Below are 14,941 nucleotides of genomic sequence, written 5' to 3' on the forward strand. Positions count from 1 at the left end.
AATCATAAACTGCTTAAGCAGTAGCCTGTCTGACTTATTTATTCTTCTCCTCAAAAGCAGCAACAATATCATCAATTACGTAGTTGTCCGCAAGCGGAGACATCCCCAGATTGAACCATTCCTTGCCTCCGACCATGTACACATGGTCCTGCTTGATGGCCTTTAGATTCTGCCACAACGACGTAGATAACATCTCTTCGAATTTGTTTTTTATTGCTGTGTTCGTCTCATCGTCGAGCTGAACGATCAGATGATCTGCATCATATTCGGGCAGTACTTCTAAGGATACAGACATTGCATTTTCTGCTTTCGGGAAATTAGGAAGGGGGTTCATACCCAATCGTTTGTGGATAAAGCCTCCCCGGTCGATGTTCTCGCCATGCACTATAATTTCCTTCTCCATCACTCTGATGTACAGCACCGTCTCGTCACCAATCCAATTTTGTAGCGTTTCGGCAGCCTTCTTCTCCTTCTTCTCCAAGTCTTGTATCACTTTCTCTGCCTGCTCCTCTTGGCCCACAATCACTGCAATATCACGCAGTTCCTCACGCCAATCATCACGTTGTGGTAGAAGTACGGTTGGTGCAATCTGGGTTAGCTGATCATAGTCCTTCTTCGACCACCAGGTAGGTGCAACAATCAAATCAGGATTTGCATCCAAGATGGCTTCAAAATCCGGTGTATTTGCTATACCCATTTTCTGAGTATTGGTGAACGGTCCTTCTAAATAAGAAGGAAAGTCGGAGTGATAGTTCTGTACAGCAACAGGTACGATACCAAGTGAGTATAAAAATTCTGGATATACCACCGAGAGACCAATTACTCTTTGCGGCGTTTCCGGAATCGTAATTTCTCCCATTTCACTCTTCACCGTTTTCACCTTATCGGCTTTCCCTGCTGATGAATTGGCAGAGCCCGCCTCTTCTTCATTGCTCGTGGACTTCTCCTGATTGCTCACACCGCACGCCGATATAACAAGCAGGATCAAAATTGAGCATACGACTGTTAACCATTTGAACTTCATCTCTGTATGTACCCCCTATAAGTCAATAATAGTTGACAATGTCTAATTAATAATAATTATCATTATCATTGTGATATAGGAGTAGTATAATAAAATACGCGCTGGCATGATATTGACGATTCAGACTTTTTGCTATGGACGATCTTGCCATAACTTTAATATTTCATCAAGCATAAGTTCATGAGTAAACGCTGTATAATCCAACAGAACACTCGACATAAGCATATCCAGGCGCCCATTCTGTACTGCTGTTATACCGCCCCATTCATCGGATTTCCGAAGGGATGCCCATGTCTGTCTGGATGTCTCGTCTTCACCCACGATCAGCAGTATTCTTTCGATGTTAAGGGTCGACAATTGCCCCATTGTCACTTTACTCTGTTCCCAATACTTCTCTATTTCTTCTGGGCCGTCCATTTGCATATCTACGTAAAATACAGATGCAATGCTACTTGGGCCCAACACCTGCAACGCTTCACCGTATATTTTCAGTACAAGAAGCCGATCTTTCTGTATGGTTACTGCAAGCTGCTGCTTCACCAAAGCTACCTTCTCTTCATATCTTTGCAACCACACCTCTGCAATATCCGATCTGTCCAAAAAGTGTGCAAGAAATCTCAAATGCTCCCGCCAATCGCCTTTTTTATACGGAATGATACATACTGGTGCGATGGCACGAAGCTGACTATGCAGGGCAGCAGACATCTCGGTCTGGAGCGTGATAATATAGTCAGGATTGACCAAACGAAGCTGTTCCAACCAGATCGTCTCGACCTCTGCCAGCGGCATAACTTTGTCTGTTTCATATTTACGTCTGTAATAATATGTCCACGGGTGACTTGCTGGAGCGGCACAAGGGATGATCTGCAAGGCTAGCAATGTACCAATACTTAAGGGATGAACCGCAGCAATTTTTTGTTTACTATTGCGTATAAATGCTGCTGGCGGAATGCCGGAGATTTGCTTGAATTTGCGCCGGAAATACGTTTCATCCTGGTAACCCACATACGATGCAACATCCTTGAGTCGATAATTATGATCATTCCTCATTAATATTTGGGCCTGTTTTATTCGGTAAATGGTCAGGTAGTCCATTGGACTACAGCCATATCTTCTTTTGAACAAACGCATGAAGTGACGAGAGCTCATTCGTGCAACGATTGCCAATTCCTCAATTGTTATTTTGTTCGTGTAATTCTGTTCCAGATAGGCCTTAACATGTTCAATCAGTGAAGCTAAATCTGTCCCTTCTGCACAGGCACCATCGTAAAACATCGTATACAACAGCTCCTGAAAACGGATCTGACCATAATAACGCTGCAATCCATCCTTCTTCAAGGTGTGGTGGTAAATCATCTGACAGAGTACACCCACGGCAACCGGAGAAGCAGACGTGACCTCGCCGTTCACCTCATAACGCAGAAGCTGCTTCATAATATCAAGGACCCCCTGACCATTTTGCTCCGATGAATACATGACATCAAAGCTCATGTGATATACGCCGCGTTCATCCAAGGAACGGACATCCGCTTCAACCAGCTGTCCCGGGAATCCCATATACAGTCCGCCCGACCTCAATTCAATAAAGTTTCCATCTGCCATTAACCAGCCCTGACCACTGGCTACAAATAATAACATGTATGTTTCAATGAAGTGTTTCCTCAAAGACCACTCCCTTGCATTTTCACTAGTATGATCCACATCTATGAGCTTAAAGCTCATCTGATCCAGGTGATCAAAACGCTCTGATCTTATTTCGTTGTTGTCAATGTGCATTGATCTCCCTCCAGCCGTGAATATGGGTTCCTATTGTTCCTTTCAAAATATAACATACTGGACAACCATGAGCTAAATTCGAAAAACTTAAAGTGCGTGTTCAAAAAGTCTGTTTTTCAGTACCGAGAAGAGCAACCTCTTAATCAACATAAAAACACTCCGGCAATCCCTATACCTGCCTTCAATAAGTAAGTTTCTCTTATTTTGAAGGATCAGGCTAAAGAACGCCAGAGTGCTATGAGTTCATTTGCTACGAGACGCTTCGCACGCGTCCAGCATTTAATTATAAAAATCTGTACTGAGCTTCAATTAATCCATTATAAACGCCCTGTTTCTGGATAAGTTCCTCATGGGTTCCTTCTTCTTTAATCTCGCCATGATCCAGGACGATAATGTGATCCGCGTTTCGAATCGTCGAGAGGCGGTGAGCGACCATAAAGGACGTTCTTCCCTGTAACAGAACCTTCAGCGCTTCCTGAATTTTAAGCTCCGTCTCGGTGTCAATGCTGGCTGTCGCTTCATCCAGAATCAATATGCGAGGATCAGCAAGGAGCGCACGAGCAAAGGATAACAACTGTCTTTGTCCCATGGATAGTACATTCCCACGTTCCTCGACTTCGGTATCATATCCGCCTGGCAGCTTCATAATGAATTCATGGGCATTAACAGCCTTCGCTGCTTCCTCCACTTCCTCATTGGTTGCATTCAATCGTCCGAACCGGATATTATCACGAATCGTGCCAGAGAAGATGAACGTATCCTGCAATACAATGCTGATCTGGCTGCGCAAACTCTCCACCGTTACATCCCGAACGTCCTGTCCGTCAATCGTAAGACGCCCACCGGATATATCATAGAAACGACTGATCAGATTGATAATCGTACTCTTACCCGAGCCTGTATGACCAACAAGTGCAATGGACTGCCCTGCATCAGCAGAGAACGTAATACCCTTCAGCGCCTGTCTGCCTTTCTCGTATTCGAATACGACGTTGTCAAATACGATATCTCCTTTAATAGAAGGAAGTGGCTTGGCACCCGGTTTATCTGCGATACTTGGCTTTTCATCCATGAATTCGAAGATGCGTTCGGAAGAAGCCATCGCAACCAGCAGCTGATTATACATCTGTCCAAGACGGTTGATCGGGTCCCAGAAGTTGCCGACATAGTTAGCAAAGGCTACAAGCAATCCCACAGTCAACTGACCATCTTGAATCAGATAGGCACCAAACCAGAAGAGGATTAATGTACCGAAACCACCGGTAATTTCGATCAACGGACCAAAGCCCTGGTTCATGGCCGACGCTTTATCCCAAGATTTTTTGCTGGACAGGTTCATATTGTCAAAGTATTTCATGTTTGCTTTTTCCTGCGTGTAGGCCTGTGTCACCCGAATCCCCTGAATGGATTCATTCAAGTGGGAGTTAATACGGGAGTTCTTCATGCGTACATCCTGCCAAGCACGACGGATCAGCACCCGCAGCTTGGTCGAGATGATAAACATGATCGGCACCGTAATGATAACGGCAAGACCGAGTTTCCAGTTAATGAGAAGCAATATGACGATAATTCCCAGCAACTGTACACAGTCAATCATGACGTTAACCGCACCGTTGGTGAACAGATCCTGTAGAGAATTGATGTCATTGGTTACACGTACCAATACCGAACCCGCAGGTCTCTTGTCAAAAAAGTTAAAGGACAGCTTCTGGATATGCTTGAACAGATCCGAACGAAGGTCATAAATAACGCGCTGTCCAATAATGTTGGTCAGTTTGATTCGGTACGTATTGGCTGCCCACTGGATCAGATACAGCAAGAGTATGGAGCCCGCAATGATATAAAGCATGGTCATGCTTGGCAATCCCGTTGCCGGTGCAATTGCCCTGTCAATCGCCAAACTGATCAGGAAAGGCACGGACAATTTCGTAATCGTACCCAGGATCATCATCAGAATGATGAATGGCAGGAGTTGTTTGGCATAAGGTTTCATATACCCGAACAAACGTCCAAATTCATTCCAGTTAAACGGTTTTTCAATAATTTCATCATCCTGATAAACAAATCGTTCATTCAGTTTCTTTTCAGAGGTCCCTTTCGTCTCGCGCCTGTCTGCTACCGTTTCGGTACTCATGAATTCACCTGCTCCCCAGCCTCCCGCTTGCCGCGGGCAATATAATCTGCGTATTGAATCTGATATACATCCTGGTAAGGCCCAGGTTCTTCGATGAGGTCTTTGTGTGTTCCACGCTGAACAACGCGTCCTTCATCCAGCACCAGAATCTCATCTGCATGACGCAGTGAAGAAATACGATGTGCGATGATAAAGGTGGTTCTTCCGCGCATGACTTCCTGGAATCCGGATTGAATCTCATGCTCCGTTTCCATATCTACTGCGCTCGTTGCATCATCAAGCACCAGAATTTTCGGATTCTTCAGCAAGGCCCTTGCAATGGCAATCCGCTGTTTCTGACCTCCCGAAAGCCCCATTCCACGTTCTCCAACAACCGTGTCATATCCATCAGGGAACTCCATAATGAACTCATGAGCTTTAGCCAACTTGGCTGCACGGATAATTTCTTCCATGGTCACGTTCTTGAGTCCATAAGAAATATTGTTCTGAATACTGGATGAAAACAGAAACGTTTCCTGGAATACAGAAGCGATCTGACTCCGTAAGCTGCGAATGCCGATGTCTTTAATGTTTTTACCGTCCAGCTTGATCGTTCCCGAGCTCACATTGTATGCACGCATTAGAAGCTGAATAATGGTCGACTTACCTGACCCTGTTCCCCCAAGGAAACCGATTACAGAACCTGGTGGCGCATCAAAGTTAACATCGGTTACAGCTGGCATTTTGTTCCCATAGGCAAAGGTAACGGATTCAAACGTCACATGACCGTTAACTTGATCAGCCTTCACAATGACTGGATCTTCTGTCTCTTCGACATCCACAGGGGTATTCAACAGTTCGAGTACCCGTTCACCCGATGCTTTGGATTGCGTATAGTTATTGATATGGAATCCCAAGTTCCACATTGGACCGATTATGTACCAGATCAAACTGAAAAAGGCAACGAGTTCACCGAGTGTCAGGGTTTTCTGTATAACCATTCTTCCCCCGATTACCAGTAACAGAACGACACTTACGGAAGCTAGAATCTCCATGATGGGAAAATAGCGACTCCACAAGGTTGCAGCATGAATCTGATTGGTCTTGTAACGCTCATTCCGTGTGGAAAACTTCTCCACTTCATAAGGCTCACGTGCAAAAGATTTTACGGTACGTACACCAGTAATATTCTCCTGTACCGCTGTCGTCAGTGAACTGAGCGCCAGCCGCATCTCCTGAAACGCAGGGTGAATTTTGGACTCGAATCTCAGCGCAACGAAGGCAAGCAGAGGAATACAAATGAGTGTGAACAGCGTAAGCTGCCAGCTCATGGTCATCATCATGATTGCGCCGAATACGACCATCAAAACCATGTTGAGAATCTGGGCGAAACCAAATCCGATAAAGTTCCGGATGGCTTCCAAATCTCCCGTGAGGCGGGACATCAGATCACCCGTCTTGGCCGTATCATAATAACGGAAGGATAAAAACTGAAGCTTTTCGTAACAAGCGTTACGAAGTCGGTACGCCAGGAAGTTACCCAGGCGTCCTCCATAGAAACCGTGTAAAAACTGCATTCCCGCTTTCAAAATTACAACCCCTAACACGGTTAAAGCAAGTGTGGGAACGTCTTCAAAATTTCGTGGAACAATGACATCATCAATCAGTATCCTTAGCAGGTTCGGATACACCAGCCCGAGCGCGGTCGCTATGGCGAGGAATAAGATTGAACCAAATAAATACGTTCGCTTTTCCCAATAAAAGGTTTGCAGTTGCCTGAGAACATCCATGTTTCTCCTCCTCTTGTCTCGTTCAAAAACAGTATGAACATTTATGAAGTTTATCACCGTCCCCCATTCGCGGCAAAGCGAATAACTGACCATATTCAGGCTACTTTCACCTTAATAACGCATTAACGGAGGTAGATACCCTCCTATCAATCAAATGTTTGAATATTCTCTTCATTTCAGGTTGTTCTTACCAAAAAAGGCTCCCTGTATGCCTTTTGGGGCAGGAGCCTTTTTTGTATTCATTGCGAAACACTTCAAAGTATGGCTGTATCGTTCATTTAGTCTTACAGCGGTTTCCAGATAATGCTTGGTTCTACCGCCTTCTATTCACGTTCAATCTGTTCGAGTCGTACCGACAAGTCCTCCCATTGCGTTGTGGAAACTCCACTTGTCAGTGTCTCATGAATGGCACCCACAGCCTCTTCAATTCTCTCTTCCAATTGACGAGATTGATGCTGCAATGATTGTTGAAGCTGGTTGTCATAAAATTGAATCAGCTTGTTCTGCGCAGTAGGGAGAACCTCAATCACCATCTGTTTGATAATAGGTTCCAGTGCTTCTTGCAGCCGTTGTCGTCCATCCCCTTCAAAGAATTGCTTCGGATTACGGAAGTAACCCAGATAGGTTTTCCACCCAGAAGGTTCTTCCAGACGAACTTCTTCAAGGACAGGTGTACTCCAGCGTTCATTCAGTGGCAGTGACAGATCCATGCCTCCTGATAATCGTTTCACTTCATCTATACATTCCGTAACCTGCTTAAGCAACCAGGTCTGACCTGTCTGTTCGAGTCTGAGGGTTGTTGCAAGCAATTCCTGCTCCAGTTCGATGGAAATCATGCGCAACAGTTCACGTCCACAGGCTGCAAAAGCCGCCTTCAGATTACCACGATCCTCCCGAAGTACCGACGGATGGAACGCTTCTGCCATGAATTGACCAAAACGATATCCCAGACGCTGCCGTACATGAAAGAGCAGTTCTGTCGTTTCCTGAGACAACTCCTCCTTCATGGACCGTTCCGCGAGCAGTTGTACCCGCTGGAGTGATTGTCCCTGAATGGAGCCCAGCTCATCGCGCCGCTGTTGCAGGACTTCCTCACCCTGGGCCGCATCCTCAGCACGCTTTTTCAGTCGCTGAATGACACGTGCCAGCTCTTCGGAAGCTCCACCAACCGCGAGATCGGCCAGCTCTCTGCCTGCAAACCGGTTAAATTCTTCCTCAAAGCGGATAAAACGAGATTGTTCCAGCAGATTGGCGTCACTGGCAATCTTGCCTTCCATCGCCAGCATACTGGATACCGGAAATAGACGAGGTGCCCGGATGCCATTACTGCGTAGCTGTGTGCTCACATGATCAAGTACCTGCTCCAGCTCCTCTTCAGAAGAAGACAGGTCACTCGCATTCACAACAAAGAACATCTGATCCATCGCAGAGCTGTCTTTCACCCGTCCCAGTTGGTTTAGGAACTGTCGATCTCCCTGAGAGAAGGCGTGGTTGTAATACGTTACGAAAATGAGTGCATCCGCATTCTTCATATAGTTAAATGTCACGCCCGTATGACGCGCATTCACGGAATCAGCTCCCGGCGTATCCACCAGTACAATTCCCTGTTCCGTCACATCACAGCTGTAATACAGGTCAATACTATCCACAAAGCAGGATTTCTTCTCATTGGCCACAAAGTTTCGGTATCCGTTCAGATCTACCTGCACATCCTGACCCAATTGGTCTGCCGTATCTTCCCATCCGGCTGCCGCTGCCTGCAAAAAGCTGTAATGTGGGCGTCCCGCCGGATGTACGTCCTGTGGGGAGAGCGCTTTGACACGTTTCTGCCAATCTGCCCCAGGCTCCCCCAGTCCGAGTAACCGGAAGGAATAGACGAGGTCTTCCTGGAAGGCGTCCCGGGTCTTCATCCGGACCCGGGCTGTTCCATGCTCCGCGCCACCGGCCGGAGCCATGATCCGGTTAATCGCCGCTGTCGTTGGATGCGGCGAGACGGGTAGTACGTCTTCGCCCAGCAACGCGTTGGCGAAGGAGGATTTGCCGGCGCTGAATGCTCCGAACAGCGCCAGGGTGAACGTGCCGCCCGCAAGCGAAGCCGCGCGTGCACGCAGATCCCGTACCGCCGACCCCATGGCGGGGTACGGCTCCACCAGCGCAGCGGCGGCTTCCAGCCGTGCCGCCGCTGCGTCCAGGCGCTGGCGGCGCTGTGCGCCAGCCGCCGATGGCCCAGGCACCGCCGCTTTGCGTTGCGGCGGCGCTGTGCCTGGAGTCTGTGGCTGCGCAGCCACAGACTCTGCCGTGCCCGTATGCGGGCCGGGAGCTTCGCCCGGCTCGTTCGCGGGCACGGGCGGGCCCTGTACCTCCGGCAATAGCCCGGAGGTGAGGGGGCCCGCAGGAGGCAGCAGGCTGCGCAGCCCTGCTGCCTCTGCGACGGCGCTGCGCTGGAGCGCCGTGTAGCGCGCCGCCGCCGCGGATTGCGCCAGCAGCGCTGCGCGGCTGGCGTCCAGCGCCTGGAGCGCGGCTTCGCCTTGCGCGCCCAGCGCATCGAGCAAACGGTCGGCCAGCATCATAGCCGACCTGCGGTAGCGGGCCTCAATCTCGCCCCGTATATCTTTGCTGAATTGAAGCACATACTCGGGAGATACCTCTGCACTGGCGCTCCGTTTCATCTCCAACAGTGCTTCATCCACCACAGGCAGCTCTGTGTTCAGTGCCTGCTCCCAATCCGCTCCCCACAGCTGATGAGATTCCCCCAACTGCCTGAGCATGGTGCGAATATGTACCTCCACTTGTCCTGAGGTCTGATCCTGCAAGAGCCTTACAAGCTCGGCAGCACGACGCTGTTTCTCCTGCTCGGTCTTGCCCCCGGAGAATAGTAACCCTACCCGAAATCCGGGTTTGCGGCTCTCCAAATAAGCCCCTGCGGAAGTTCGAATATCAGCGGGGGTAAGGTTTGCATTCGCGAGAAGAGGTTCCAGTTCTGCCCGAAACTTCTCACGCTCACGTGAAGGTTTGGAACGAAGTTCAGCTTCCTGTTGATCCAGAAGATCCATCTCCCGTTCCAAACGCTCCATACCTTCCTTGCCTCCGACTTCCTCCAGAAGTGCAGCTTCTTCCTCTTCGCGTTCTCCGGTTTTCCTTGTCAGATACTGCTCCGTTACATGACTTGCCGAACTGGCCAGACTGTGCCGTATTAGTCCTTCCTTCTGCTCCATCATATGTTCAATCAGTCGTGGAAGCTGCTCCCATTGATTGTAACGATGCTCCCGTTCCCGAAGCGAAGTAAACAACAGGCCATCATATCTGACTTCCCAGGCGGCAAAAATCGCTTCTACACCTTCAACATAGTCGTCAAACGATAGCTCCCGTTCCCGATATTTATCAATCTGGTTCACAATAAGAAACAACGGTTTGCCCCAATCCGATAAACTTTTGGCAAAAGACAGATTGGTTTCCGATTGAACATGATTATAATCCATCACATAGAACACCACATCAGCCAGATGAAGCGCCGAATGAGTAGCAAGGCTATGCCCCTGATCGGTCGAGTCCACGCCTGGCGTATCAAGCAGTACCGCATCATCTTTAAGCAAAGGGATATCATCCCACACTTCAATAGAGCTGTATTCTCCACCATTCTTGCAATACTCTTCCAGCTGTTCTGGTGAAACCTCAAGAACCCCGCCTGAATTGTCAGCGCTTACGTTAGAAGACGTATAAATAAGCGCTCTGGGCTCACCATTACGGATCGATACCACATTCGCACTTGTAGGTACGGGACTCGAAGGCAACACCCGCTTACCGCATAAACTATTGATAAGACTCGATTTGCCTGCCGAGAAGTGTCCACAGAACGCAATCGTTAATTGTTTCATTTCCGCCTTGCTGATCAAATCCGTTAAAGCCTGTACAGCCGTATGGTCCCTAGTCTGCTCCATCGCTTCTCGCAGTGGAAGCAGAGGTTTGGCCATTTCTACTGGGTAATCTGTTCTGGACATGACTGGCCTTCCCCCTGGCTCCTCTAATTTGGCATCTCATGCGATGCCTTTATCTTATAATAGAACTATTTTAACATTAACAAGTTTGAATTTGAACGCTTCGAAATTGAATATACCAGATCAGATCATTCTTCATACTAAAAAAAACCGATCCTGTCGGTTTTTTCTGTTCAAATATTCTATTACATGAACATGAACCTGTTGCCTCCAATGCCAAGTATGATCACCTTTATGAAGATGACCATACTTGGCATCGATGCAACCTAGCCTTTGGGGCTAATGATCTCTTAGGAAACAGCGTTCTCCATCGAAGGCAGCAAAATTTCAAATACTTGTCCATGCTGCAAAATCGTAATGTCGCGGCCTTTGTCTCTCATGACAACCACTTCTGGTTTCGTAGACATACGCTCCAGATAATGTTCAGGCACATCGCCAGAATGGCTTACAGTGATGCCTTCTACTTCTTTTTCTTCATTTTCAGCCATTTCCTGTTCAACGATTTGTTCGAAAATATCGGAGAAGGCCTCAAAATTGTCAGTGTACACGGAAATGCATTTCATGATTACTCATCCTCTTCTACTCATTAGTTTATTTTTCGTTTTGGGGTTGTTGCACGTTCCTTATCTTTCCTGATTTGGGACGTTTTCATACGTTTTTTCCCTTCTCTGCATATGTCCAGCAAAGGACAGATATGACATTGAGGGTTCTGTGCCTTGCAATGGTAGCGTCCAAAAAAAATGATCCGGTGATGAGTTAAGGTCCACTCATCCCGAGGTACACGCTTCATCAGTTTTTTCTCGACTTCAATTACAGAGTCATTCCAACCTGCCAGTGCGAGTCGTTTGGACACACGTTCGACATGCGTATCCACGGCAATTGCGGGGACTCCAAACGCATTGGATACAACGACATTTGCAGTTTTCCGCCCAACTCCAGGGAGCGTCACAAGCTGATCATGTTCCTGAGGTACATCACCGCCATACTGCTCTATTAGAATTCGGCACATGTTCTGAATATGCTTGGCCTTGTTCCGGTACAGGCCGATGCGCCGGATATCCTGCTCCAACTCTTCGAGAGGAACAGTAAGATAATCGGCAGGGCTGGTATACTTTTTGAACAAGTCTGCGGTTACCTTGTTTACCGTTTCGTCGGTGCACTGAGCAGACAACAGAACAGCTACAGTCAATTCAAACGCATTGCTGTGATTTAATTCGCAATGTGCATCAGGAAACATCGTTTCCATTGTATCGAGTATATGCCTAACAGTCGCTGCATTCATGAAGAGCTACCTCCCACAAAATCACCACACAAAGTGGACTTACTTCGAACCTTATTTCGAGTTCTCTGCGGGGACGCCAAAAAGCTTGCAAAAAAAACGTCCTGATGCGGGAAAGATCCCGCATCAAGACGGTCATTCTTTTGATCCTCGAAAAGAAACGATTACTGTTTTTGAATCTCCATTACAACATTGTTCAGGAGATACAATACAATATTATCATTATCTTTGAGAGATTGCACGCTTAAAGTGTTGTCGCCCTGGTGAACAAATACACCAGAACCTAGTGCAAAACGATAGTTGGTGTCTGAAGTAGACTCACGCTTAACCAAAATCTGGTTACCCACTCCATCATAAGACCAGAACTGTTTGCTCATGACAGTCAGTACTCTGAAACGGGTGGAATTATCCGTATCCTTCGTCATTTCAACACGGTCACCTACCGTAAGACTGCCCAGTGAAGTTAACGTAGATCCTGATTTAACTACTTTCACAGTACCGCTAACAGGAACCGTCTCACTCTGACCATTAAACAATTTAAGCGTAACTGACGCAGCATCCACCGATGTAACCTCAGCTAGAGTACGTTTAACAACCTGAACCGCTTTAGACGTAGCTCCCTCAAACGTTACATTAATCAGATTTCCTGCCGTCAACTGTGAAGCCGTAATGGTCTGCCCATTTTCACTTGTCAGAACCGCTTGATCGACGTAGAACTGACTTGTCAGGGAATCCGATTTCACACGAATACGACCATTGGTTTCCACAGACGTAACCTCAAATTGTGCCACAGTGTTCAGTGCGACCTTCTGTACATAATCCTGATTCGAACCCAACGTAACCGTCACATTGTCACCGATCTTCAGGTCACTCAGACTTGCTCCAGACTTATTGTAGACTTCAATCGTTGGAACTATGGAGTAAGGGACTGTAATTGTCTTGTTTCCGGACAACAAACTGATTTTTCTGCCCGCAGTATCGATGCTGCTGATTGTGCCTTCGTACTTATAGATTACTTTAATCGATAGCGCACGAGTTCCCACATAAGTCAGATCCAATTTGCGACCCTCACTCAACACCGACTCCAGACCAGCCAATGTAGGTTTGGTTGTATTATAGTCGAGCTTCGTTTTTTCATCCAATGTAAATACAAACGGTTTTTTGTTGCTGTCGAGCACCGTTAGTACTTTGGTTTTGCTGTTGTAAGATATAATGGTTACTCCGTTCATAGGCTCCATCTGACGGCCAATCACCTGAATACGTGTCACTCGATCTTCGGAGTTCAATGTAAGCTCAACCTGATCTCCACTCGTTGCGTCAGTAATCAGATCATTCAGCGTTGCATCCTTTATTCCATTAATGATCACTTCTGGCTTCTCAACCAGCAGTTTCGCTTCCAAAGATCCACCTTGACGTTTGAACATCAGTGTGGACTGATTACCACCAATCTCGACCAGCGTGCCACGTACTGACTGCTCCGCACCTTGGGATAACTCTATGGTTTGCAGGACACTGTCTTTCACTGTGTATTTTACGGTACTACCCGCTTTAAGTTCAGCCAGAGACAGAATTCGGTCCTGATAAAGAATGATTAGATTGTCGTTAAACGCATATTGCTCTGTAACCCCGGCCGCATTGGTCAGTTTTATGGTTTTAGCAGTAGTGGTTACTTCTGCAATAGTCCCACTGTCACTTTTGTTGACAATACCGGACTTCACACGAATCACTACTGTTTTTTTGTCCGCAGAGAACGTCTCCCGCTGTACTTCGATGATGCTGTCTGCTGTGATATCAGACAGTTTGATTGCATTTCCGTTCTGGTCAACAAATGCAGTCGCATCATCATAGCTGTAAGTTTCATAATTCTCTCCTACAAACAAACCTATTTTATTACCTGATAATGAACGTGCAAAAGTACCCTCAACGCTTTCTACCTGTGGGGTTGCATCAACCACTTCCACATAGGAAGCCCCACCGGCAGCGCCGACAACCTGTACTTTCGTATACAGCTTCACATCCGCAGACGAAGCACGGGATTCACTGTCTTTGGTAAAGTACGGCGTACTGCTGTTCACTGCATAGTTAACGACTTTTCCGTCCACTACCAGCGTGATCTGCCCATCCTTCAATCCCGTTACATACCCCGTCGATGTGTTTGGATACTTTGTATCCGTTAACGATTCACCACGGCTGAAGAATGTAGCGAGTTGAGCACGGGTAACGGAGCCGATTGGATTGAATTTGTTGCCTTCAACACCCTTGGCCAGATCCAGACTAACAGCCAAATTGACGTAACCTTTACCATTCTCAGAGATACTTGCATTATCAGCAAATCCGGTAGATTGATTATTTTGTGCCTTCGCTTCAGCATCTTTGTTCAACGAACGGATCAATAGCTTCGTGATCCACTCACGAGATGCTGGCTTTTGCCCCCAGGATGTTTTGGATACATCCACTGTGGATTCTTCCGTTTTATCAATGAGTCCAAGTTGAACTGCCAGTGCGACATATGGCTTAAAATAGTTTCCCACTTCCATGTTTGTCGGTAATGCCGCAGCCGTGCCGGTGTTCAACTGGTCTTGTTTATTCATAAAACGAATGGCCATTGTTACAGCTTCCTGTTGTGTTACTGCGTCTCCTGGACGGAACAGGCCGTTATTACCGAGAAGAATGCCTTGGTATGCCAGTTTGTACACATGTTTCTCAGCCCAGTATCCGACTTTAATGTCACTGAACAAACCGGTTGGTGCAGCCGTATTTGTTACAGCCGCATTCTGGCCCTGCCCCGTTTCTGTTGATTCTGCTGCCATGGCAGCTCCGCCGGCGCTAAGGGCCATCATGCCTGCAAGCACGGCTGATACTACTTTTTTAGAGTGTGATGGATTGTTATATTTAAAAGTCACCTATGATTCCCCTCTCTCATGTAAAACGGCCGATATTCCGTGGATTCACGGTACAACAACA

General features: G+C 47.2%; 8 protein-coding genes. All 8 read right to left on the bottom strand.

Annotated features, from left to right (window positions below; genetic code table 11):
- Positions 1-34: 34 nt before the first annotated feature.
- Positions 35-1,024 (bottom strand): ABC transporter substrate-binding protein, encoded by a 990-nt coding sequence (locus ACR32F_RS19050; RefSeq protein ID WP_440109693.1) that lies wholly within the window; start codon positions 1,022-1,024, stop codon positions 35-37.
- 132 nt (positions 1,025-1,156) lie between these two features.
- On the bottom strand, positions 1,157-2,800 hold the full coding sequence (locus tag ACR32F_RS19055) for an AraC family transcriptional regulator (RefSeq protein WP_440109694.1): 1,644 nt from the start codon (positions 2,798-2,800) through the stop codon (positions 1,157-1,159).
- A 283-nt stretch (positions 2,801-3,083) separates the two neighbouring features.
- Entirely contained in the window at positions 3,084-4,934 is a 1,851-nt protein-coding gene (locus ACR32F_RS19060) for an ABC transporter ATP-binding protein (protein WP_440109695.1), read from the bottom strand.
- Positions 4,931-6,703 (bottom strand): ABC transporter ATP-binding protein, encoded by a 1,773-nt coding sequence (locus ACR32F_RS19065; protein WP_440109696.1) that lies wholly within the window; start codon positions 6,701-6,703, stop codon positions 4,931-4,933. The genes ACR32F_RS19060 and ACR32F_RS19065 overlap by 4 nt, the downstream gene beginning before the upstream one ends.
- A 323-nt stretch (positions 6,704-7,026) precedes the next feature.
- Positions 7,027-10,701 carry a dynamin family protein gene (locus ACR32F_RS19070; protein WP_440109697.1) on the bottom strand — a complete coding sequence of 1,225 codons (3,675 nt, stop codon included), beginning with the start codon at positions 10,699-10,701 and terminating at the stop codon, positions 7,027-7,029.
- 287 nt (positions 10,702-10,988) lie between these two features.
- The gene (locus ACR32F_RS19075) at positions 10,989-11,261 is read right to left on the bottom strand and encodes a hypothetical protein (protein WP_024630585.1); all 273 of its coding nucleotides are present in this window, start codon (positions 11,259-11,261) and stop codon (positions 10,989-10,991) included.
- Between the two features lie 23 nt (positions 11,262-11,284).
- Positions 11,285-11,980: an endonuclease III gene (nth, locus tag ACR32F_RS19080; protein WP_440109698.1), complete on the bottom strand. Its 696-nt coding sequence runs from the start codon at positions 11,978-11,980 to the stop codon at positions 11,285-11,287.
- A 161-nt stretch (positions 11,981-12,141) separates the two neighbouring features.
- Complete coding sequence (locus ACR32F_RS19085; protein WP_440109699.1) at positions 12,142-14,880, bottom strand: S-layer homology domain-containing protein; 2,739 nt, start codon at positions 14,878-14,880, stop codon at positions 12,142-12,144.
- Between the last annotated feature and the right edge of the window lie 61 nt (positions 14,881-14,941).

The organism is Paenibacillus hebaui, assembly GCF_051934385.1.
Taxonomy (GTDB): Bacteria; Bacillota; Bacilli; order Paenibacillales; family Paenibacillaceae; genus Paenibacillus.